This is a genomic window from Virgibacillus alimentarius (assembly GCF_017874635.1).
Lineage (GTDB): Bacteria > Bacillota > Bacilli > Bacillales > Amphibacillaceae > Virgibacillus_B > Virgibacillus_B alimentarius.
The window spans coordinates 23,405-46,428 of record NZ_JAGIKX010000025.1 but is presented as its reverse complement, the minus strand read 5'-3'; the positions used below and the strand labels follow the sequence as shown (position 1 = coordinate 46,428).

Below are 23,024 nucleotides of genomic sequence, written 5' to 3'. Positions count from 1 at the left end.
TAACCTGTATTTTAAATTCCTTTGAATATTTTGTTCGTTTCATGATGTTAGCCTCCTTGACACTAAATAGTATATTATAATTAACTCTTAGTGTCTAAGTTCATTTAGGGGCTTATGTGATATGACTAAAGAAGCAAGGGGAAGAAATTTTAAGGGATTTCTTCACCATATTTCTAAAGGAAAATCTTATCAAAAAAATATTTTAAAGCTTAGGATCAAAAAGAAACTTGTACAAGTATTAGAACACAAACAAGTTAAAGCAATAATTGATGCATGTCATACCAAAAGAGATAAGTTACTTATTATGCTTATGTATGAAGGAGGACTTCGGGTTGGGGAGGTATTATCTCTTCGTATCGAAGATATTTCTCCTTGGGATAATCTGATTAATATCACACCAAGAGATCATAATGGAAACGGGGCTTATATTAAGCTTAGAAAAGAACGAACAATCGATGTTAGCAAGGAATTAATGGCTTTATATACCGATTATTTAGTTCATGAATATGGAGAAGATTTAGAGCATGATTATATATTTATAAATCTCAAAGAATCTTATTTTGGGAAACCTTTAAAATATCAAAGTGTATTAGACCTTATTAGGCGATTGGTAAAACGGACAGGGATTACCTTCACTGCCCATATGTTACGTCATACGCATGCCACTGAACTCATTAGAAGTGGATGGGATGCTGCTTACGTACAAAAAAGGTTAGGTCATGCACATGTACAAACAACACTTGATACGTACGTTCATCTTTCAGATCAAGATATGAAAGATGAATATAAAGCGTATCTACAAGGGAGAGAAAAATAGAAATGAAATTTCCAAGCGTTGCAACAAATCGAAAGCTTGTCACTAGCACAGAGATTAATAAAAAAATAGCGGATATGACTAGTGTCTTACAAGGGTTTTGGGCAGCAGATAGATGGGATATAAGAATTTGCCCACATCCTAGTGCGATAGAGTTAAGTAAGAATCCTTCGTTAAAAAATCGTTGGGTAAACTTTGATAAAGTAGAAAACATCTGGTTAAAAACAGAATTAAAATATTTTTATTATGTTCACTTAAATAATGGAACTTGGAATGCAAAATCTGTTTGGATTAGAAAAGGAACAGTGATAAGCCGAATGTTGGGATTTTTAAATTTAAAATATCCTGACATTAGATCTATAACTGACGTACCTATAAAAAAAGCTTTGACAGAATACCGTACTTACTTAGCAGAACAAGGAGTAAAAACTACGACTACAAATTACAAGCTTGATATAAATCAAAAAAAAATTCCTGTATATGCGAACTCCTACTACGTTACTAATCTTAAACAGTTTATGGAGTTCTATGAGGATTTCTATTTTGACGGCGATGAATGGGAGAAAGATGTTTGGAATCGAAGAAAACTTTCATTATCGGAAGATAAGGTAAATCCAACATCCTATGAATACACAATCAATTTCAAGGGGTTTGAAAATGATTATTTTAAAGAATTAGTTAAGCGGTATTGTAAATTAATGTTAAATACACGTAGCTTTTCTCATGTTGTTGATACAGCATCAAGATTAAAAGAGTTTTTTAATTTTATAAACAAAAATTGTAAAGGCATACGAAGGATTCATCAATTAACTAGAAAAGAAGTTGAGCAATATTTAAATGAAATTAATTTAAAAGGTTTAAAACCAAGTACGGTAACTGGACGAATATCTACTTTAGATGTTTTTTTCTCTACTATTCAAAGGTTTGAATGGAATGATTCTCCTTCTAAGATCCTTATCTTTCAAGAAGATTATCCTAAAGTGCCGAAGGCACAACCACGTTATATTGATGAACATGTACTTGAACAATTAAACGGGAAATTAGATAAATTAGAACCTTATATAGCTACTATGGTTATGGTACTTCAAGAATGCGGAATGCGTATCAGTGAACTTTGTACGTTGAAAAAAGGTAGTGTTATTACGGATAAAGAAGGGGATTGCTTCTTGAAGTATTATCAGTGGAAAATGAAAAAAGAACATATCATTCCTATATCTAAAGAAATTGCTGCATTGATACTCGTTCAGGAACAAAGGGTAGCTGATGACTTTGATAATGGCTGTGAGTATTTATTTCCAAGAAAAGACGGCTCTCCATTAAAGCAGGATACCTTTAGAGTGAAATTAAATGAATTAGCTTATGAAGAAAAGATAACGGATAATAAGGGAGAAATTTTTCGATTTCATGCTCATGCCTTTCGGCATACTGTTGGTACTAGAATGATAAACAACGGAGTGCCACAGCATATTGTTCAAAAGTTTTTAGGTCACGAATCACCAGAAATGACCGCAAGGTATGCTCATATATTTGATGAAACTCTAAAAAAAGAGTTCACAAAATTCAAGGAGACTTTGGTGACGAATAACGGCAGCATTCTGGAGTTAAGCGAAGATAATAGTGAAGCTGACAATACAGATCTTCAATGGTTTAAAAAGAATATCAATGCACAAGCTCTTCCTAACGGTTACTGTCGCTTACCAGTAATTGCAGGACCTTGTCCTCATGCTAACGCTTGTTTAACTTGTACGAATTTCTGTACAAGTAAAAGTTTTTTAAATGAACATGAGGAGCACTTAGACCGAACTAAGGAAATACTAAATAGGGCTAAACAGAATCAATGGCAGCGTCAGATTGAAACTAACGAACGTGTTAAAAATAGGTTAGAGCAGATTATTCATTCCTTAAAGGAGACGAATTAGATGACAAAAAAGAGTAATACAACTGCTATAATTCAACTTTCAAAAGAGAAGTCAGAGAAAACAAGAATTAGAGTTGAAAAGACCATATCAGAGATGGTAATTAAAAAAGAGAAAATTAACTTTAATTCTGTTTCTGAAAAAGCAAATGTTTCAAAGTCGTGGCTTTACAAAAAGAAAGACATTAGAAATAGAATTGAGACTTTAAGAGGGATGCAAATAAGAGAATTAATTCCCCGTAAACAAAGCAAAAGCCCTCGTTCAGAGGAAGTGTTAATAAGGACACTAAAAAGTCGTATAAAGGCATTAGAGGACGAAAATAAACAATTAAAAGATCAAGTTCAAAAATTATATGGGAAGTTGTTTTAAGCTAGATTATACTTCTTATTTGTCCGTAATTGGAAATCTAACTCTCTTTCATTCAAGTGTTCACTTGAATATGATTTGTAGAAAGGGTACAATATAATCAAGTGGGGACTTGAATGGAAATGGAGTGAGAAAATGAATAATAAAGATGCTTGTGAAATTTATTGTTATGACGAAGAAAAAGTTAATCGAATACAAAGAGAATTAGAGAAAGAAGATATTTCTAGTGTTGCCCAATTATTTAAAGCTATTGCGGAAGAAAATAGGGCGAAAATTACCTTTGCCTTGTTAAAAGGTGAAGAGTTATGTGTTTGTGATATAGCAAATATTATTGATGTCACGGTCGCAAATGCTTCCCACCACTTACGCACGCTTCATACGCAAGGAGTTGTTAAGTTTAGAAAAGAAGGAAGATTAGCGTTTTATTCGCTGGATGATGACCATGTTGAACAGTTATTTGTTAATGCATTAAAACATGAGAAAGAAGGAAAAGTAAATGTCTGATCAACAAGCAAAATTATCGGAACAAGAAATGAAAGCTTATCGAGTTCAGGGATTTACCTGTACAAGCTGTGCAAATATCTTTGAAAATAACGTAAAAAAATTACAAGGAGTTGAAGATGCTAAAGTAAACTTTGGGGCATCTAAAATCTATGTTCACGGAAGTACAACGATTGAGGAATTAGAAAAAGCAGGTGCTTTTGAAAATTTAAAGATTCGAGATGAAAAAGAACAAAAAATAGAACGTGAATCGTTTTGGAAACAGAAAGCAAATATTAAAGTTTATATCTCAGCTATATTGCTTGTTATGAGTTGGTTGTTGGGCGAGCAATATGGGGAAGGTCATATTCTTCCAACGATTGGTTTTGCAGCAGCCATCTTAATTGGTGGATATTCATTATTTATTAAAGGATTTAAAAATTTAAGCAGATTTAAGTTCGATATGAATACGCTAATGACTATTGCCATTCTAGGAGCCGCGGTGATTGGTCAATGGGGAGAAGGGGCAATGGTTGTTATCCTGTTCGCTATAAGCGAAGCGTTAGAGCGCTATTCAGTAGACAAGGCTAGGCAATCCATTGAATCGTTAATGGATATCGCTCCAAAAGAAGCACTAATTCGTCGTGAAAATAAAGAAATGCAAGTACACGTTGAAGATATTCTAGTGGGCGATATTATGATCGTAAAACCTGGCCAAAAGTTAGCGATGGACGGAACAGTTATTCAGGGTATATCGACATTAAATCAGGCCGCCATTACAGGAGAAAGTGTTCCAGTAACCAAAACTGTTGGTGATGAAGTCTTTGCAGGAACATTGAATGAGGAAGGATTACTAGAAGTAAAAGTAACAAAAAAGGTAGAAGATACCACGATATCAAAAATCATTCATTTGGTAGAAGAAGCCCAAGCAGAACGAGCACCTTCTCAAGCGTTTGTCGATAGATTTGCACAGTACTATACACCAGCTATTGTCGTCTTGGCTCTTTTAATCGCTGTTGTTCCCCCTTTACTATTTGGAGCTGATTGGAGCATGTGGGTCTATCAAGGCTTGGCTGTGTTAGTAGTTGGTTGTCCTTGTGCTCTAGTTGTTTCAACACCTGTTGCTGTAGTTACTGCAATAGGAAATGCAGCTAAAAATGGTGTTTTAATTAAAGGTGGCATCCACTTGGAAGAAGCAGGAGCTCTAAAAGCAATTGCTTTCGATAAAACTGGAACATTAACAAAAGGTGTTCCAGCCGTAACGGACATTATAACGTATAGTGGAAATGAAAATGAATTAATGACTATTACAGCAGCTATTGAAAAGGGATCACAGCATCCACTTGCTTCAGCAATTATGAGAAAAGCAGAAGAAAACAGTTTGGACTTTAATGGAGTATTGGTTGAAGATTTTCAATCTATTACAGGTAAAGGCGTAAAAGCAAAAGTAAATAATGAATTATATTATGTAGGTAGTCCAAATCTTTTTGAAGAAGTACATGGAAGCATTGAAAGGAATCAAGAACGACAGATTATTGAAATGCAGACGCAGGGAAAAACAGTCATGGTGTTAGGAACGGAACAAGAAATCCTTTCTCTTATTGCAGTGGCAGATGAAATAAGAGAAACATCAAAAGATGTCATCAGTAAATTGAACAGCATTGGAATTGAAACAGTGATGCTGACAGGTGATAACCAAAGGACAGCAGTAGAGATTGGAAAACAAGTCGGTGTTTCAGATATTAAAGCAGATTTGCTTCCAGAAGATAAATTGAATTTCATTAAAGAACTTCGTGGAAAGCATAAAAGTGTGGGAATGGTTGGAGATGGCGTGAATGATGCACCTGCTCTTGCAACTTCCACTGTTGGTGTGGCAATGGGTGGTGTTGGAACTGATACAGCACTAGAAACAGCTGATATTGCTTTAATGTCAGATGATTTAAGACAATTACCATATACCATTAATTTAAGCCGTAAGGCTTTGACGATTATAAAACAAAATATTACCTTCTCATTGGTAATTAAATTAGTGGCATTGCTGTTAGTTATACCTGGTTGGTTAACGCTATGGATAGCGATATTTTCCGATATGGGAGCAACATTACTTGTAACACTAAACAGTTTAAGGTTATTGAAAAGTAAAGAATAACAATTTTGTTTAAAGAGGAAAGGGATAACATTTGTTATCCCTTTAAAATTTGAATAAATTTTCTTTTCATCGTTATATTTTCGATTTGATGAGTATGCGTTGAATCCATGTAGTTAAAGTAAAAGGTTTGTTTTTATAATGTTTTTTACACATTACTATTGATATGATCCTCCAAGTAAGAAAGAAGATAAATAAGACCCCTGCTCCCCAAACGTATAACGGGTAAGAAGGTGTGTGGACAAGCCTGTTTTAGCAGCAATATAGGCAAGTGCACCCGTATATAAACCAAGGATCAAATTTCCTACCAGCATGATTCCCATAAATTGTATAAAAGTTAAACCGTTCCCTAATGAGCCCCCAGCCCACATACTTGCTGAGAAAAATGTCAACCCCAGCATGACAGCAAGCATTTTCCAAAAACCATTTCTATGTGTTTGTGGCACAGCTTGTAATGCAAATTCAGAATCTATCTTTTTCATCCTCATTCCTCCATATCATTTTTAAAAATGACTGGTACCGAAGAAATACCCTTCGATTAAAACATCGTTCTTGGAGTTGGATGATAGATGAAAAAGGCTCCTTGTCAGAAATGACAAGAAGCCTTTTTTCATAGAATAAGCATGTATTTCACACACACCTATCCATTATTGCTATCCGACGTCCTTGTCAGCCTCACGGGACTGAATTAAAGGTACCAGTATTTATTTTCTAAGTTATTATCACAAAATCAAATCCAATTGTCAATAACGAAAGGCTATATCCAGAAACTGACAAGAACAGGTGTTAAGATGGAGACGAAAATAGCGCTAAGCACCATTGCAACCGTACTTATCGATCCCTCTAATTGGCTGTTCTCCATTGCTTTAGCTGTGCCAATTGCATGAGAGGCACTTCCTATTCCAACACCACGCCCCATATAATTAGTAATTCGACTCCATTTAAAAATAACCGAACTCAACACACTTCCTCCAATTCCTGCAATCATGACAAAAATGACTGCAAGCGGCGGCGCTCCGCCAAGTGTATCTGCGATATCCATAGCTACTGGCGTTGTGACCGATTTCGGGCTAAGTGAATAAATAATCAGCTCGCCAAATCCCGCCCACTTTGCAAATAAGACCCCCGTTGATATACCTACAAACGCTCCGATCAATACGCCGATAAAAATGGGCATTGCAATTTGTTTGATAATGTTCCGCTGCACATAAAGAGGATACGCCAATGCCACAACTGCTGGACCAAGCAATTGATTGAGCCACTCTCCTCCAATCATATACGTATCATAAGGGATATGAAAGAGAAGCAAAAGCAAAATAATAATAATCGTGGCTATTAAAATAGGAAGTGTAAATGGCGATGGTACTTTTTCATTTATTTTTTTTGCCAGCATATAAATGCCAACTGTAGATAGGATAGCTAGTAAACCAATGAAAAAATTAATCATGCTTTAAATCCTTTCGATTTCCGATCCATTGACTAACTGCACCAGAGATAATCATTACAAGCACTGTACTAAGAAGCACTATTCCAATTAGACGAAGACCTTTTCCAGCGAATAAGGAAAAATAATCAATAACCCCAACAGTAACAGGAATAAACAGTAATGATAAGTTTTTGATAAGAAATTGGGCTCCTTGTTCAATCCATGTAACTTTCAATATATTTGTCAAAAGTAAAATGAATAAAAGAATCATCCCAATAACACTTCCAGGTATAAAAAGATCAAGCGTATCCTGAACCCAGTTTCCAATGAAATAAAGACAATATAAAATAATGATATGAAAGATAATTTTCCCGATATTCAACATAAATGAACACTCCAATGAAAAATGGATAAAAAGGTTATTAATACATATTAAGTATAGCATATTCACAGCTTTCGTTAATTTATAGTATATGAAACAACTTTTTAGCTTCCCCCTCATTTATTCTTTAATTTCTCTAGTCTTCCTGTCATATTTTTGTTAATCTTAAAATAGGTGCGTACAAATGAATGAATTTGTTATGAAACGTTATATTTTATTATAGAGGAGATTTAATATGCGAAACTTAGTTATTTTAGGCGGTGGGTATGGAGGCTTTAGAATATTATATAAATTACTAGACCAGGACCTCCCAGATGATATAGAAATAACAGTGATCGATAAAAACCCATATCATTCTTTAAAGACAGAATTTTACACAATAGCAGCAGGAACTGTTGCAGACAAAGAAGTTCGAATAGACTTTCCAAAAAATGATCGCGTTACATATGTATTTGGTGAAGTGAATCAGATCGATGTAGAGCAGGAGGAAATTCGATTTGCAAATTGGAGCAAAGTTGTATCCTACGATTATTTAGTTATCGCACTGGGCTGTGTTGATAACTACCACGGTGTCCCAGGTGCCCCGGAATTTACTGAAAGTGTTCAAACTTTTTCTAAAGCGAGGCTCACAGGAACGGCTATTGGTAATTTGAAAGCATATGGAAAATTAACTGTTGTTGGTGCCGGATTAAGCGGAATCGAAGTTGCTTCAGAAGTCAGGGAAAGCAGACCAGATCTGAATATACGATTACTTGACCGCGGAGGCTCTGTATTAAGGCCATTTGATCCAAAAATCCAGGCCCATGTATCCGATTGGTTTTTAAAAAACGATGTAGAAGTTCTCCATCATGCAAATGTGGAATATGTTGAAAAAGACGGCGTCTGTAATAACGGAGTATGCTACGTCAATGACGTTACCGTTTGGACAGCAGGTGTTCAGCCTCATGAATTAGCGAGAACATTGCCATTTAAAAAAGATGAACAGGAAAAACTGATTGTAAACGACTATTATCAAGTACCAGAGCAAAATAATATTTATGTAGTTGGCGATTGCGCCTCATCTGTACACTCCCCAAGTGCACAATTAGCTGGAGAGCAGGGGGAACAAATTGGTGACGTATTAGCAGCTGTTTTAAATGGCCAAAAACCAAAGAAACCAAAAGAAGTTAAATTAAAAGGAACACTTGGCTCCTTAGGCAAATCAGACGGCTTTGGCAATATGATGCAGCAACCAATGACAGGTCTTTTGCCGCGCCTAGCTAAATCAGGTGTATTATGGCTAAGCAAACGCCATTAAAGCTAAATGAAACTGCTATTTTAAAAAGCAGTTTCATTTTTATTTCCATTCAAAAGGGGTTTGCTGATATACATAGTAATTAAGCCAGTTGGAAAACAGTAAATGTGTATGAGATCGCCAGGAATTGAGCGGTCTTTCGTTTATATCATCGTTCGGAAAATAATTTTCGGGTATGTCAGCATCTAGACCTTTGCTAAGGTCACGTTCATACTCTTCAGCAAGCGTTGTCGCATCATATTCTAAATGTCCCGTAATCATAATATGCTTTGCATCCTGTGACATAATAATAAAGGCCCCCACCTCATCAGAAGCAGAAAGTAATTCTAAGTCTGGATGATTTTTAATTTCTTCTACAGAAACCGCTGTATATCTTGAATGTGGCGCCTGGAATATATCATTAAATCCGCGCACAAGCTTCACAGTAGGATCAGCTACACGATGGTTATAAATCCCAGAAATTTTTTTAGGCAATTCATATTTTCCAATTCCATAATGATAATATAAAGCCGCTTGTGCACCCCAGCAAATATGCAGAACAGAAGTTACGTTTTCTTTCGTCCATTCCATGATCTCCGCTAACTCTTCCCAGTAATTCACTTCTTCAAAAGCTAAATGCTCAATGGGAGCCCCAGTAATAATCATGCCGTCAAAACGACGATCCTTTATATCGGCAAACTTCTCATAAAACGTATCCAAATGTGATTTATCAACATTTTTAGAGCGATGTGTGGTCATGCGCAGGAACGATATATTCACCTGAAGTGGTGTATTCCCGAGTAAACGCAAAAGTTGAAGCTCTGTCTTTTCCTTCTCAGGCATCAAATTTAAAATGATGATATTAAGTGGACGAATATCCTGCGTTCTTGCTCGATCCTCATCCATTACAAAGATTTTCTCCTCTTTTAACACCTCAATGGCAGGTAATTCTTTAGATATATTTATTGGCAATGGAACACAATCTCCTTTCTATTTTTTCATCAAAAGTAAAAAAGCCTCTCCGATAAAGAAGAGACTGTATTATTTGCATTGTCATCTCCCTATCTTTCAAGTAACAAAACTTGCTAGAATTAGCACCTTGTCTGCAATAGTGCGACAGGTTGCTGAGGTGTCATTGGACTAGTTCCTTAACCTCTCTTGATAAGAATCAAAATTATTTAATTATTCAAAAGTTGATATTTATCATCATAACAGTTTTCACAAAAAAAGCAAACCATTCGACCAGCTGGTTAGTGGATTTAATGGGCATCCATAGCCTGAATGCCCATTAAAAACTAAACTAAGCGCTTAATTCGCTCATCCAAATCTGGATGTGTCGAAAATATCATCGATTTTTTGCCTTTATTATTTATTTTTAACGTAGCAATTGCAGTTTGTTCTTCTCCTTTAATCCGGTTCGAATATACTTTAAGCATTTCTAAAGCATGCCTCATTTTATCTTTTCCTGCCAAATCTGCTCCACCTTTATCAGCATGGAACTCTCGATGTCTTGAGTAGGCAAAAACAACAAGACTTCCTAAAATGGAAAATAAAATTTGAAAAACAAGAATGGCTAAAAAATGTACGATTGGAGCGATTTCTTCTCGAACAAATTGAGAAACAACATAAGCAACAATACGAGCCAAGAAAACGACAAAGGTATTTACGACCCCCTGCAATAATGTCATCGTAACCATATCGCCATTCGCTATATGAGCCACCTCATGAGCAATTACACCCTCCACTGCATCGTCATCCATTTCGTTCAACAATCCAGTAGATACAGCTACCAATGAGCGTTTTTTCGATGGACCTGTAGCAAAGGCATTTACCTCCGGTGACCCGTAAATGCCCACCTCAGGCATATGCATTAACCCTGCAGTTCTTGCAAGGCGATGTACTTTTTCCACTACTTCTCTTTCAGCGTCAGATTTAGGCGCTTCAGGATTGATCACTTGAACCCCCATCACCCGTTTTGCCATCCAGCGTGATATTGCCAGGGAAATAAAGGACCCAGTGAAACCGACAACCGCACTGAATATAAGGAGTGCACCATAATTAATACCGTTCTGGCCAATGTAATTCCAACCGCCTGTAAGAGAAAGAATAATGCTAATTGTTGTTAAAACTAATACGTTCGTTAGCAAAAAATAAAATATACGCTTCCCCATTTTCTCATTCCTTTTTTAAATTCTTACAATTATTATATAGACTCTTGTATGTATTAACAAGCTCTCCATAAATAAAATATGTAAAATATTTATCATTCATTCATCTTTTTTAAAACATTTCTTATTTTAGATAGGATTGGGAGTCGAAAGTCCTTTTCAAGCCTATTTACGATAACACTTCTTTTCAAAAATTAATAGATAATTCACAATAATACACCACTTTTTTCCTAATGTAGTTGATATAACCATACTTTACCATCCCTATTTGAATAGTTTTTCCTAGTAGATTGTACCGTTGTTGTGGTAATTCTTCTTCGTTATACTTACATAAGTTTCATCTATTTTTGTAAGTCTATAAGATTAGTATTAACAGCAGTGCAGTACAGGGGACTTATTTCTACATAGGAATGATAACTTATACTCCATTTAAAACAGCATGATGAGAAAGAATGACCCTACTTGCGGGCGAAACGATTCTTCTAGTTCTGAATATTCATATGACTTGCATATTAGATGCAAATAAAAAAATAGGAGTGATTGTATGTTCAAAAAATTGTCCTTATTAGGCATGTCTTTTATGCTTGCCTTATATCCGACGGCTGTTCTTGCAGCTGAAAAGGATAGTGAATCGGACAAGGAACAACCTAAGAGTGAACGGAATGTGGCAAACGAGAATAATGCACCGCAGGAATCAGCTGATCAAGATCAATCTGATCAGAACAAGCAAAAGAACAACAAAGATGCAGATAAGACGAAACAGAAGGATGACAAGGCTTCAAAAGCCAATGAAGGTGATAAAGAAACCGAAACAGACAAAAACAAAAAAGATGGCGATGATAATCAGAAAGACGATAACAAGCCTACATCCGATAAAAATACCGATTCTAATAAAGAACAATCCGATGAAGCAAAGCAAAATGATGATCAGAAAGCAGATAATGAAGCTGACAGTCAAACAAAGGACCAAGAAACTTCTGTAAAAAATGATAAAGAAACCGAAGAAAAAGGAAATAAGGAAAATAAAATGAATACACAAACAGAAGATGACCAAGAAGAAAATGAAAAAGAAGAAGATAATGGAAATGATGATGAGGATTTAAATCTGAAAGAAATCCATGGAACTGCAAACGGAGATATTGCTTATGATTTTAATAAAGGATATTATGTCCTACATCTGCAAGCTGGGCTTTCAAATTATACCAATACACAGGATGTAAATAAGAAGTGGGTAGCTTTTGCATTGCCAAATGGTGTTGCTATTCCGGACGTTGGAGATGTGCCAAGTGGGATTTTACCAGTACAGCTAAACGATGGAGGCACAGGAGTTGCAGTAAAAGTACCAGATGTTAAAGGAATTGGAAATCAAACAATATTTCTGGATATCCCTTTACAAGGCGTTCCAGAGGATAATGATCCAAACAACAACCTTTACCTACTGAATGTAGATGGAAATGCAGGAACGTACGAGGAAATAGGACAAATCAAAAGTCAGCGTGATATTGATTTCTCCGTGATGGACGATAACCCGCAATTAGATCTTCATGGGTCCATTGATGGAAAAGCAACTTTTAATAATGAAAAAGGCTATTATGTAATGGATGTAACTGTGAAAGCACAAAACCAAACAGATTCAAGTGTTGATGAGCTATATGCAGGATTCGAAATTCCTGAAGGGGTTAGAGTGCTAAACAATGACAATACGCCTGCTAATATTCAACCAATACAGCTAGAGGATGGATCAAATGCGGTTGCAGTAAAATTACCGAAAATAACTTCGGATGACAAGCAAGAAGTAAGTTATCAAATCCCTATAATCGGCGTTTCCGACGAAAAAATGGAAGCTTCAACAATTAACGCATATAAAATCGAAAATAACAGCTATCATCCAGTTGGACAATATGAAGGCACAATTAGCGTTGACTTTTCAGAAATGACAGAGCAATGGGAATTCGATGCAAAAAGTCAAATTGTAAAAGACTTTCCTGGTCTAGACAACAATCAGTTTGGACTAAACTTTGCCTTCAACGCAAGTAATTTAACAATTGACAATATCGATAAAGTAAAAGTTGAATTCAATGTACCTGAGGATATTACCGTTCATGAACCAGATGAGTATACACAAGGGAATGTTCCAGATGCTTTAGATGATTTTCTAAGTGACGGTGGTCTGGGTGGAGACCTTGACATCGAATGGGATGGAAACACAGCAATCATTCACCTTGATTCTATTGACGGTGCTGCTGGTTATGAAGGTTTCTTCTCAGCTATTGGAGAAAGCACAAAAGCATTAAGTGAATTGGAAGGAATCAATGTACAAGTAACGCTTTACCAAAATGGGAATGAAGTCGTAGAAGAGATCGACGTACCATTCGAAATCGTTTCTTACGAAGGGGACGGCAAAGACCCTGGTGATGGCGAAGATGACAAAGACGATGGCAACAAGCCGGGCAACGACGAAGATAAAGATAAAAATGATAAGGACGATAATAGCAACAAACCTGGTAATGATAGTAACAAACCAGGAGATGAAAAAGACCCTGGCAAAGATAAGGACGATAACAAAGACGACGGCAACAAAGATAAAGACGAAAATAACAAGAAGGATAACAACAAAAAAGACAACAATAAAACAGAGGATGACAAAAAGAAAGATGCAGATAAAATTGATTCAGATGACGAGGATGATTCGGACGAATTAACTGTAACTGAAACCAATGATTCTGGATTAGACGGAATGACATTGCCTGATACAGCGACAAATCTGTATACATGGCTTTTAACTGGCGGAGTCCTAACTGTCGCTGGTGTAGGATTATTGCTCTTTAGAAAAAAGAAGCAAACGGACAGCTAAACGATTAAAAAGCAGCTACACATACAAATTCGTATGTTGTAGCTGCTTTTTTGATGTTAAGAAATCCGCCCCCAGTCAAACTGGGGAATACTTCTATTCTTCCTTTTTACTAATATACTCATTTGGCGTGCCGCCCTCAGCATTATGATTTTTAAATTGACTCTTGCGCCCATTTCGATGTTCCCCACTATTTTCATTTTCCTTAAACTGGTTGTTTCGCTTTTTATCTTTAGTAGACAATAACATACTCCTTTCCTTAAGTTGCGATTAGTTTTTGAATAATAAGTACTTTTATTCATGGCATATCATATTTTATAAAACAAATAAAAAATCGAATTAGTGAGGAAATTGGAAAAAAACTAAGTAAATTGACGTTGGACATAATTATTTGTTTGTGAATCCAATTTTTTATACAATATGTACAATTTATAAACTTTATATTGTATAAAGTATTCGTTACACTAAATACTGACAATAAACGGAGGTGTCATACATTTGTTGAAATTTGAAAATGTTACCAAGATGTATAAAAAAGGCGTAAAAGCGGTTAATGATATCTCTTTAAGTGTAAAAGAAGGAGAGTTCATTGTTTTTATTGGCCCCAGTGGTTGCGGCAAAACAACTACAATGAAAATGATTAACCGCTTAATCGAACCGACAGAGGGCAAAATTTCCATTAACGGGGAAAATATATTAGACAAAGATCCGGTAAAACTGAGACGCGAAATTGGTTATGTTATCCAGCAAATCGGGTTGTTTCCCCACATGACCATCGAAGAAAACATTTCACTGGTGCCAAGATTGCTTAAATGGTCTGAAGCGGACCGCAAGAATCGGGCCGCTGAGCTTCTGAAGCTGGTTCATATGGATCCTTCCTATTTAAAGCGTTATCCGCATGAATTAAGTGGCGGACAGCAACAGCGAATTGGAGTACTGCGGGCCTTAGCTGCTGAACCGCCACTTATTTTAATGGACGAACCGTTTGGCGCACTTGACCCAATTACCAGAGATGGTTTGCAAGAAGAATTTAAGAAATTGCAGAAATCATTAGGCAAAACAATTGTATTTGTCACACACGACATGGATGAGGCGATTAAATTAGCCGATCGTATTGTCATTTTAAAAGATGGAGCAATTGTACAGGTAGGTACACCTGATGAGATATTACGTGAACCTGCCAATGAATTTGTTGAAGAATTCATCGGAAAAGACCGCCTCGTTCAAGCGAAACCAAATGTGCAAACAGTTGAACAAATTATGAATGCAAACCCTATCACAATAACAGCAGACAGACCCATCAAAGAGGCAATTCAAATCATGAAACATCATCGAGTTGATACCCTTCTTGTTGTAGATGATTCACGTGTATTAAAAGGTTATATTGACGTTGAAATCATTGATCATACCTTTAAAAAATCCACTTATGTTGGAGATATTATCAAATCAGATATCTTTAAAGTGAAAAGAGATACCCTTGTACGCGATACGATCCACAGTATTTTAAAACGAGGTATTAAAAACGTTCCAATCATTAATGAGAAAGACCAGCTCGTTGGTATTGTAACGAGAGCCAGTTTAGTGGATATCGTGTACGATACGATTTGGGGCGAGGAAGAAAGTCTTGCAAAAACAATTTAGGAGGTGACAAACGTGCAAAGTATCATCGAATTTTTAAATGAGAATGGCGGGGAATTGCTATTGAAAACATGGGAGCACCTCTATATATCTCTCATAGCTGTTCTCCTAGGAATCATTGTTGCAGTACCGCTTGGTATTGCCCTTACCCGAATCCCTAAAATGGCAGAAGTTATTATGCGCATCGTCAGTACAATTCAGACTTTTCCCAGTTTGGCAATTCTAGCATTTTTCGTACCGATTTTAGGCGTAGGAAAAGTACCTGCAATTGTTGCATTGTTCTTTTACTCCGTACTGCCGATTTTACGAAACACCTATACAGGTGTGAAAGATGTAGATAAAAGCTTTTTGGAAGCAGGACGCGGTATGGGAATGAATAGCTGGGAAATTATTCGCCATGTAGAGATACCATTTGCAATTCCAATCATTATGGCTGGTATCCGTTTGTCTACCGTTTATTTAATTGGATGGGCAACGCTAGCTTCTTTTATCGGAGCAGGCGGCCTTGGATCTTATATTTTCGATGGGCTAAATCTCTACTTACCAGAATTTATCATCGCAGGAGCAATCCCTTCTATGATCATGGCTGTTGTCGTTGACCAGGTATTTGCCCGCATAGAACGATGGGTTACTCCAAAAGGAATGCGAATGAAGCAACAAGCAGCCTAGAAAGGAGGAAACAAAAACGGTGATGAAATTTTACTCAAAACGCATACTCACAATCACGGCAATATTGGCACTTTTACTTAGCGGCTGTTCTTTGCCAGGTTTAAGTGGTTCTTCCAAACAAACCGTTGCTATCGGAACATTGGGTACTGCTGAATCAAAAACAATGGGATATATCATAAGTCAAATGATTAAACACTATACAGATCTGGATACAACAATTGTTAGTAACCTGGGATCATCCGTTGTGCAGCATAAGGCTATGACCGAGGGAGAAGTAGATGTTACATCCACACGATATACAGGGACAGACTTAGCCATCATCGGTCATGACCCGGTCAAAGATCCTGATAAAGCATTGGAAATCGTACAGGAGGAATTTGAAAAGCAATTTGATCAAACATGGTTCGGTTCCTATGGTTTCGCCAATTCCTATGCATTTACGGTCACAAGTGAATTAGCTGAAAAGGAAAATATTACCAAAGTGTCCGATTTGGAAAAGCTATCTTCAGAAATTAGTCTAGGAGTAGATAATGGCTGGATTAAACGAAAAGGTGACGGTTATGAAGGATTTACAGAAGAATACGGGTTCGAATTTAACCGCCTCTATCCAATGGCGATCGGTTTAGTTTATAAAGCAGTAGCCAGTGAAAAAATGGATGTTGTTTTAGCCTATACAACCGATGGGCGGATCAAAGCATATGATTTAAAGGTTTTAGAAGATGATAAACAATTTTTCCCACCTTACGATGCCTCACCAGTAGTACGTAATGATTTGCTAAAAAGGCATCCGGAGTTATCTTCTATCTTTAAAAAATTAGAAAAAACCATTACAACAGAAAAAATGCAAGAATTAAATTATGAAGTAGATGTAAAAATGAAAGAACCAGCTACAGTTGCCAGAGAGTTTTTAAAGGAACATAATTATTTTGAATAAAAAGGGGTGATCTTCGTTGGATACAATAAGCGATTTATTTACTTATTATAGTAATAATATGCCCTATGTATGGGAGCAAATTATTCGCCATGCCTTGGTTTCCTTTTATGGTGTTTTATTTGCCGCTATTGTGGCTATTCCGCTCGGCATTATTATTGCCCGCTATCATCGATTAAGCGGTTTTGTTATTTCACTTGCTAACATTATTCAGACAATACCGGCATTAGCCTTACTGGCAGTACTCATGTTAGCGATGGGACTTGGGCCAAATACAGTCGTTACCACGCTATTTCTCTATTCGCTTTTACCAATTCTCAAGAATACGTATGCAGGAATCCGCCAAGTCGATAAAACGCTGCTAGAATCAGGAAAAGCAATGGGTATGACAAAATTTCAAATTCTGCGCATGGTCGAGATTCCATTGGCTATGTCTGTCATCATGGCTGGACTTCGAACTGCTTTAGTAATTGGAATTAGTGTCGCTACAATTGGGACATTCATCGGGGCCGGAGGTTTAGGTGATATCATTATTCGAGGAACAAACGCCTCAAATGGTGCATCTATTATTCTGGCAGGAGCGATTCCAGCTGCTCTTATGGCTATTATTGCTGACTTCGGAATGGGAAAACTTGAATTTTGGCTTTCCCCTGCAAATGAAAAAGTTGCGAAGAAATGAAAAGCGTAGAAATTTTTCCTAAGAAGAAAGGGATTTATGATGAAACGTAATTATATTTTGGAAGAAAATGTAGAATGCAAACTATCCGATGGGACCATTTTACGCAGTGATGTTTATCGTCCAAATGATGATCATCGTTACCCAGTCCTTATGCTCCGTCTTCCTTATGATAAAAAAACACCGCGTTATTTTAATGAATATGTAGAAGTGCCACGAATGGTAGATGCTGGATATATTGTTATTCTTCAGGATGTACGCGGTCGCTTTGCTTCAGACGGAGCGTTTTATCCATTTGTAAACGAGAGAAAAGACGGGTATGAATCAGTGGAATGGGCTGCTTCCCTCCCCTGCTCCAATGGCAAGGTCGGCCTTTTTGGAATGTCCTACCACGGATATACACAGTTTGCAGCAGCTGCCGAAATGCCGCCTTCATTGAAGGCTATTGCTCCGGTGATGTCAATGACAGATCCATGGACTGGTATGTTACACAATGAAAACGCCTTGGTTGAGATTGGATCCTTCGCTACTTGGACACTGGAATCCATCTTGCCGAATATGCTCAAGCGACGTGGAGAAAAAAGAAATGTCCAGCAATACACCGATGATCTTCCCGATTGGATCTCTTATGCTCCCTCAAATACATGGCCACCATTAAAAGAGCTCGATCCGAATTCATTTTTCTTTGATTTCATTAATAAAAATATGAACCAAGAAATGATAGAATATATCTCTTTATACGATCATCTGCAAGAAATGAAGGTTCCTGCACTATTTATTGGCGGCTGGTTCGATTCATTACTGAAATCAACAATCAAGGCATACCAAAATTACACTGGGCCATCTATGCTTTGGATTGGTCCGTGGACACATACTGAAATGACGGGACGAGCCGGGGAATGTTACTTTGAAGACAGCGCTACCTCCATCGGGATGGATAAAATACAGGATCCAACAGAACTCCATATCCGATGGTTTGATCATTGGCTAAAAGATAAACCCCTTGCCATTGATAAATCTGTCCATTTGTACAAAATGGGACAAAAAACATGGGAGGCTCTCGATCGTTTACCTGCTTCTGTGCATGTGCAGCATTTCTATCTTGAAAGTAATGGAGATGCTCGTACACTGCATGGGGATGGACGCTTGATGATGGAGCCAACGACAATCGATTCTTTGAATAAGCTGTTGCTCGATCCTAAAAACCCAGTCCCTTCTTATGGTGGCAATTCGATTGTTGCCGGTCAGGAAGCAGGCATGTTTGATCAGCGAAAAATCCAAAGCCGAAAAGATGTCCTTGTTTATACGAGCAGACCGCTGGAAACCCCTTTAAACATCTATGGATTAGTACAAGCAGATATATGGGCATCCAGTCCGTCATCGCTCCTGGATATTTTTATTCGAGTCTCTGATGTCAATCCAGATGGAAGAGCTTATAATATCGTTGATTCTTTTCACAGAGAGGTTGTGAACAAGGATCAACCTGCACGTATCCAAATGGGTGTCAATTACACCGCTTATCAAGTAAAAGCAGGACATTCCATACGAATAGAAATCGCAGCATCGAATGCCCCACAATATGACGTGAATCAAAATAATGGACAAACATCAATCACTGCCTCAAACGGCCTTCCTGCCTATGAAACGATTTATCATAGTAAAAGATATCCTTCTAACATTATCTTACCACTGGAAAACACGTAAAATGAAAAGACGTGAGCTCAGGCAGCTTGGCGTCTTTTATCATGATGAAAAGTATTGACATTTGATAGCGGAATCTGTAATATTAACAAGAATAAGTTAATTGAATCTGTTACCTTTAAAACAGTCCTGTGAGGCTGGCAAGGAACAAGCGTATACATATGCATTTTTTGATGCATTATGATGGTTGATGTCAATCCATCTATTTATACAGCATCTTGCCGTTCATCAGGCAGGGTGCTTTTTTAATGTAAAATAATCATCCAGGGGGAGAGAAGATGGAGGCACGTGAAATTCAAGTGCATGAACGTTTACCATTTTTACAGAGTTTACCATTAAGTTTACAGCATTTATTTGCCATGTTTGGATCAACAGTACTTGTGCCTATTTTATTTGGAGTGAACCCAGCAACGATTTTGCTGATGAACGGGATCGGTACACTCATTTACCTGTTTGTTACAAAGGGAAAAATACCCGCCTATTTAGGATCAAGTTTTGCCTTTATTTCGCCGGTTACGGTAGTGTTAGGTCACTACAGCGGAATAGAGGGCTTTGGCTATGCATTAGGCGGATTCTTTATCGTCGGGGCAACACTTATCATCATTTCAATAATAGTTAAAATAGCAGGAACCTCCTGGATTGATATCATCTTTCCTCCTGCCGCGATGGGGGCCATTGTAGCGGTTATTGGGCTTGAGCTTGTGCCAACTGCAGCAGAAATGGCAGGTTTAATTAAACCGGCAGATGCAGGAGAAAATTGGGCCGCTGATTCATCTGTTTTAGCCGTTTCATTGCTCACACTTGGACTTACCATTATATTTTGGGTGACAATGCGCGGTTTCTTAAAAATCATCCCTATTTTGCTCGGAATCATTTCCGGTTATGTAATTGCCTATTTTTATGGACTCGTAGATTTTACTGCTGTACAGGAAGCAAAGTGGATCTCCATGCCGACTTATTATCAAATAAAGTTTAATCTATCGGATATATTGATTATTCTTCCTGCTGCGCTTGTTTTAATCCCGGAACATATTGGACACTTAGTCGTAACGGGAAACATTGTAAGAAAAGATCTTATCAAAGATCCAGGCCTGGACCGCTCCTTATTCGGAAACGGGATCTCAACCATGATTTCAAGTTTATTTGGTTCGACGCCAAATACAACCTACGGTGAAAATATTGGTGTGCTGGCGATTACGCGGGTTTATTCTACTTGGATTATAGGCGGGGCTGCTATACTTGCGATTATTTTATCTTTTTGCGGAAAATTGGCAGCATTAATTTCTTCTATTCCAACGCCTGTCATGGGCGGTATTTCCTTGCTCTTATTTGGAATTATTGCAGCAAGTGGAATTCGCATGCTTGTAGAAGCAAAAGTAGACTATAGCAATTCACAAAACTTAATTTTAACATGTGTTGTTCTAGGTATAGGGATTAGTGGCGCAACCATTAAACTTGGAACAGTTGACTTACAAGGAATGGGACTTGCTACAGTTGTAGCTGTTATCCTGAGCCTATTCTTCAAACTCCTTGATATACTTAAACTATCTAATGAATAAAAGATAGGGACAGTCCTCCATCGCTTTAAAGCGGTCGGAGACTGTCCTTTTTTACTCTTTTATTGATACCTACGGTGGACTTTATTTCCGTCGTAGGAATAAAGAATTTTTTTATTTTCGACATAAGTTTCGACATGAACCGTTCTACCCCACAATTGATAAATATATTGGATGACATTTTCCAAATAATGAAGATCAAGCTCTATTCCTTCATATGAATGGACCAAATAAAGTTCTCCATTACGCTGATAATCTCCGTTATCTACCGTAATATACGGAAAACCTCCATTGACTCTCATGGATATAAGCTGATCTCGCACCTGTTCATGATCTTTATCTGTAATTCGATAATCACTGCCCTGCTTTTCAAATAAATACATATCTTCCCTTTGAACCATTTCTTTTGTTAAATAATTTCGAATAAAAGAAATATCCGAATCAATCTCTCTTACTTCAAATATCTTTTCTCTGCCTGTGTTTGGTTGTATTCCCATCTTTTTCATTTCTTCCGTTGGATTATTATAGCGTTCCTCAATATCTTCAAAAATTTTTATTCCCAAGTAGTATGGATTAATCTGATGTCTTGAAGGCTGGACAACACCAGCATTTAAGGTAGCAAACTCAATGGTTTCATCCGTTGTAAGATCCATCTCCCTTAAGATTCGCTGATGCCAATAAGAAGCCCATCCTTCATTCATAATTTTTGTCTCCAGCTGTGGCCAAAAATAAAGCATTTCTTCACGCATCATGGTCAAAATATCTCTTTGCCAATCTTCCAACTCACGGCTATGCTGTTCAATAAACAATAAAAGATCTTTTTCTGGATGAGGCGGGAACTTCTTGCGCCTTCTCATCTTTGTTACTTTCTTATCCTCCGGTTTTTCATCGATACTCCATAAATCATCATAAGGTGTTTTTACACGAGATGGGGCTTCCTCTTCTTCCTCCAACTCCTCATAAGACGCTAGTGTAGGTCTTACAAGCGATGGATCTATATGCTCTTGAATGGATAAAACAGCATCCAAAAAGCGCTCTACCTCATCTTTGCCATAAATCATCTCATAATGTTCAATCCGCTCCGCTGTAGCTGTCATACTTTCTACCATATCTCGCCTTGTATTGGAAAAACGGACATTATTTTTGAAAAAGTCACAATGGGCAAGTACATGGGCTACAATGAGCTTATTTTGAATAAGGCTATTCGTATCAAGTAAAAAGGCGTAACAAGGATTGGAGTTAATAACAAGCTCATAGATTTGGCTCAAACCGAGGTCATAATGTAATTTCATTTTATAAAACTGTTTTCCGAAGCTCCAATGGGTAAATCTTGTTGGCATACCATATGCACCGAACGTATAAATAATATCAGCAGGACATATTTCATATCGCATCGGATAAAAATCAAGTCCGAATCCAGACGCAATTTCTGTAATCTCATCGATCGCACGATAAAGTGGCTTTGTGTCTGTCAATTAGTATCCCTCCAAACGTTGCTTTTTATAGTTTATGAAGCAAAAGGAGGAATAATGATAGACACTTCTTAAACAATGAAGTGTATGTTAAAAAACACTTTTTGTACCTCAATTATTTCTGTATGTTTACATCAATCAAGGAAAGTATAAGATCAGGAGGGATGAACATGAATCATCATTTTATAACCGTTGAGGAATTTAACCGATTAATCCACCAATGGACCGGACATACGATTAAAATTATGAAGCATGAACTGGATGATGTTGACGAGACATGTCTACATTTAGACCATATTTCCTATGCAACCAACACAAGAAGGATCGATGATTATGAAGCAATGCATGCACTTCATTTAAATGGAGGTGGGGCCATTCAAACAGACAAGGATCCATACACTTTGCCAGACGATCTCTATAAGATACCACTTCAGGATACGACATTATATGAGTACGACGGCTATCAATTTCTAATAAGTACGGATCGCGGCGTTTATAAAATAGAACTGGTAGAATGAACCAAGTAAGAGGCCCTTATAAAGTCAAAAAAATTCCCCAG

The 23,024-nt window shown here is 37.2% G+C and carries 19 protein-coding genes, 2 pseudogenes and 1 riboswitch; of the genes and pseudogenes, 14 read left to right on the top strand and 7 right to left on the bottom strand.

All coding sequences use genetic code 11. The annotated features are described in order from the left end of the window. Positions 1-124: 124 nt before the first annotated feature. The 5 genes and pseudogenes from J2Z81_RS11865 to J2Z81_RS11845 form a co-directional block, all read left to right on the top strand. Positions 125-817: pseudogene (locus J2Z81_RS11865) on the top strand (tyrosine-type recombinase/integrase); the annotation flags it as partial. A gap of 2 nt (positions 818-819) precedes the next feature. After that, complete coding sequence (locus J2Z81_RS11860; protein ID WP_226371417.1) at positions 820-2,733, top strand: tyrosine-type recombinase/integrase; 1,914 nt, start codon at positions 820-822, stop codon at positions 2,731-2,733. After that, positions 2,734-3,099, top strand: a complete 366-nt coding sequence (locus J2Z81_RS11855) for a DUF6262 family protein (RefSeq protein WP_226371416.1) — start codon at positions 2,734-2,736, stop codon at positions 3,097-3,099. It abuts the gene before it with no gap. 132 nt (positions 3,100-3,231) lie between these two features. Next, positions 3,232-3,600, top strand: a complete 369-nt coding sequence (locus tag J2Z81_RS11850) for an ArsR/SmtB family transcription factor (protein WP_015008898.1) — start codon at positions 3,232-3,234, stop codon at positions 3,598-3,600. Continuing rightward, a complete protein-coding gene (locus tag J2Z81_RS11845) occupies positions 3,593-5,725 on the top strand; it encodes a heavy metal translocating P-type ATPase (protein ID WP_226371415.1) in 2,133 nt (710 codons plus the stop codon). The genes J2Z81_RS11850 and J2Z81_RS11845 overlap by 8 nt, the downstream gene beginning before the upstream one ends. 164 nt (positions 5,726-5,889) lie before the next feature. Here J2Z81_RS11845 and J2Z81_RS11840 read toward each other — a convergent pair. From J2Z81_RS11840 to J2Z81_RS11830, 3 genes and pseudogenes are all read right to left on the bottom strand, one after another. Beyond that, positions 5,890-6,204, bottom strand: a pseudogene (locus J2Z81_RS11840) (cytosine permease); the annotation flags it as partial. Positions 6,205-6,479: 275 nt separating this feature from the next. Then, positions 6,480-7,169, bottom strand: a complete 690-nt coding sequence (locus J2Z81_RS11835; protein ID WP_029270183.1) for an LrgB family protein — start codon at positions 7,167-7,169, stop codon at positions 6,480-6,482. Next, on the bottom strand, positions 7,162-7,533 hold the full coding sequence (locus tag J2Z81_RS11830; protein ID WP_226371414.1) for a CidA/LrgA family protein: 372 nt from the start codon (positions 7,531-7,533) through the stop codon (positions 7,162-7,164). The genes J2Z81_RS11835 and J2Z81_RS11830 overlap by 8 nt, the downstream gene beginning before the upstream one ends. A gap of 232 nt (positions 7,534-7,765) precedes the next feature. Between J2Z81_RS11830 and J2Z81_RS11825 the strand changes: the two genes are divergently transcribed. Beyond that, the gene (locus J2Z81_RS11825; RefSeq protein ID WP_226371413.1) at positions 7,766-8,827 is read left to right on the top strand and encodes an NAD(P)/FAD-dependent oxidoreductase; all 1,062 of its coding nucleotides are present in this window, start codon (positions 7,766-7,768) and stop codon (positions 8,825-8,827) included. 39 nt (positions 8,828-8,866) lie between these two features. Here the strand turns inward: J2Z81_RS11825 and metA are convergent, their stop codons facing one another. After that, the gene (metA, locus tag J2Z81_RS11820) at positions 8,867-9,775 is read right to left on the bottom strand and encodes a homoserine O-acetyltransferase MetA (protein WP_226371412.1); all 909 of its coding nucleotides are present in this window, start codon (positions 9,773-9,775) and stop codon (positions 8,867-8,869) included. Between the two features lie 86 nt (positions 9,776-9,861). Beyond that, positions 9,862-9,971: riboswitch (SAM riboswitch) on the bottom strand. Between the two features lie 127 nt (positions 9,972-10,098). After that, positions 10,099-10,974: a protease HtpX gene (gene htpX / locus J2Z81_RS11815; protein ID WP_029270175.1), complete on the bottom strand. Its 876-nt coding sequence runs from the start codon at positions 10,972-10,974 to the stop codon at positions 10,099-10,101. Between the two features lie 541 nt (positions 10,975-11,515). Between htpX and J2Z81_RS11810 the strand changes: the two genes are divergently transcribed. Continuing rightward, on the top strand, positions 11,516-13,825 hold the full coding sequence (locus tag J2Z81_RS11810; protein WP_226371411.1) for an LPXTG cell wall anchor domain-containing protein: 2,310 nt from the start codon (positions 11,516-11,518) through the stop codon (positions 13,823-13,825). Between the two features lie 93 nt (positions 13,826-13,918). Here the strand turns inward: J2Z81_RS11810 and J2Z81_RS11805 are convergent, their stop codons facing one another. Beyond that, complete coding sequence (locus tag J2Z81_RS11805) at positions 13,919-14,065, bottom strand: hypothetical protein (RefSeq protein ID WP_198020907.1); 147 nt, start codon at positions 14,063-14,065, stop codon at positions 13,919-13,921. A 255-nt stretch (positions 14,066-14,320) separates the two neighbouring features. On the opposite strand from J2Z81_RS11805, the gene J2Z81_RS11800 reads away from it, so the two are divergent. From J2Z81_RS11800 to uraA, 6 genes are all read left to right on the top strand, one after another. After that, positions 14,321-15,463: a betaine/proline/choline family ABC transporter ATP-binding protein gene (locus tag J2Z81_RS11800; protein ID WP_029267585.1), complete on the top strand. Its 1,143-nt coding sequence runs from the start codon at positions 14,321-14,323 to the stop codon at positions 15,461-15,463. 12 nt (positions 15,464-15,475) lie between these two features. Further along, positions 15,476-16,129: an ABC transporter permease gene (locus J2Z81_RS11795; RefSeq protein ID WP_029267583.1), complete on the top strand. Its 654-nt coding sequence runs from the start codon at positions 15,476-15,478 to the stop codon at positions 16,127-16,129. A 22-nt stretch (positions 16,130-16,151) separates the two neighbouring features. Continuing rightward, on the top strand, positions 16,152-17,063 hold the full coding sequence (locus J2Z81_RS11790; protein ID WP_029267581.1) for an osmoprotectant ABC transporter substrate-binding protein: 912 nt from the start codon (positions 16,152-16,154) through the stop codon (positions 17,061-17,063). 16 nt (positions 17,064-17,079) lie between these two features. Next, complete coding sequence (locus tag J2Z81_RS11785) at positions 17,080-17,739, top strand: ABC transporter permease (protein WP_029267578.1); 660 nt, start codon at positions 17,080-17,082, stop codon at positions 17,737-17,739. 39 nt (positions 17,740-17,778) lie between these two features. Further along, a complete protein-coding gene (locus J2Z81_RS11780; RefSeq protein ID WP_226981344.1) occupies positions 17,779-19,440 on the top strand; it encodes a CocE/NonD family hydrolase in 1,662 nt (553 codons plus the stop codon). A 275-nt stretch (positions 19,441-19,715) separates the two neighbouring features. Then, a complete protein-coding gene (uraA, locus tag J2Z81_RS11775) occupies positions 19,716-20,996 on the top strand; it encodes a uracil permease (protein ID WP_029267573.1) in 1,281 nt (426 codons plus the stop codon). Between the two features lie 59 nt (positions 20,997-21,055). Here the strand turns inward: uraA and J2Z81_RS11770 are convergent, their stop codons facing one another. Then, positions 21,056-22,468 carry a SpoVR family protein gene (locus tag J2Z81_RS11770; protein WP_029267572.1) on the bottom strand — a complete coding sequence of 471 codons (1,413 nt, stop codon included), beginning with the start codon at positions 22,466-22,468 and terminating at the stop codon, positions 21,056-21,058. A 167-nt stretch (positions 22,469-22,635) separates the two neighbouring features. Between J2Z81_RS11770 and J2Z81_RS11765 the strand changes: the two genes are divergently transcribed. Then, positions 22,636-22,983, top strand: coding sequence for a hypothetical protein (locus tag J2Z81_RS11765; protein ID WP_226371409.1), 348 nt, complete (start codon positions 22,636-22,638; stop codon positions 22,981-22,983). The last annotated feature ends 41 nt before the right edge of the window (positions 22,984-23,024 follow it).

Coding starts and splice junctions, on each gene's coding strand:
- J2Z81_RS11860 (WP_226371417.1), top strand. CDS start 820: ATGAAATTTCCAAGCGTTGCAACAAATCGAAAGCTTGTCACTAGCACA.
- J2Z81_RS11855 (WP_226371416.1), top strand. CDS start 2,734: ATGACAAAAAAGAGTAATACAACTGCTATAATTCAACTTTCAAAAGAG.
- J2Z81_RS11850 (WP_015008898.1), top strand. CDS start 3,232: ATGAATAATAAAGATGCTTGTGAAATTTATTGTTATGACGAAGAAAAA.
- J2Z81_RS11845 (WP_226371415.1), top strand. CDS start 3,593: ATGTCTGATCAACAAGCAAAATTATCGGAACAAGAAATGAAAGCTTAT.
- J2Z81_RS11835 (WP_029270183.1), bottom strand. CDS start 7,169: ATGATTAATTTTTTCATTGGTTTACTAGCTATCCTATCTACAGTTGGC.
- J2Z81_RS11830 (WP_226371414.1), bottom strand. CDS start 7,533: ATGTTGAATATCGGGAAAATTATCTTTCATATCATTATTTTATATTGT.
- J2Z81_RS11825 (WP_226371413.1), top strand. CDS start 7,766: ATGCGAAACTTAGTTATTTTAGGCGGTGGGTATGGAGGCTTTAGAATA.
- htpX (WP_029270175.1), bottom strand. CDS start 10,974: ATGGGGAAGCGTATATTTTATTTTTTGCTAACGAACGTATTAGTTTTA.
- J2Z81_RS11810 (WP_226371411.1), top strand. CDS start 11,516: ATGTTCAAAAAATTGTCCTTATTAGGCATGTCTTTTATGCTTGCCTTA.
- J2Z81_RS11790 (WP_029267581.1), top strand. CDS start 16,152: ATGAAATTTTACTCAAAACGCATACTCACAATCACGGCAATATTGGCA.
- J2Z81_RS11780 (WP_226981344.1), top strand. CDS start 17,779: ATGAAACGTAATTATATTTTGGAAGAAAATGTAGAATGCAAACTATCC.
- uraA (WP_029267573.1), top strand. CDS start 19,716: ATGGAGGCACGTGAAATTCAAGTGCATGAACGTTTACCATTTTTACAG.
- J2Z81_RS11765 (WP_226371409.1), top strand. CDS start 22,636: ATGAATCATCATTTTATAACCGTTGAGGAATTTAACCGATTAATCCAC.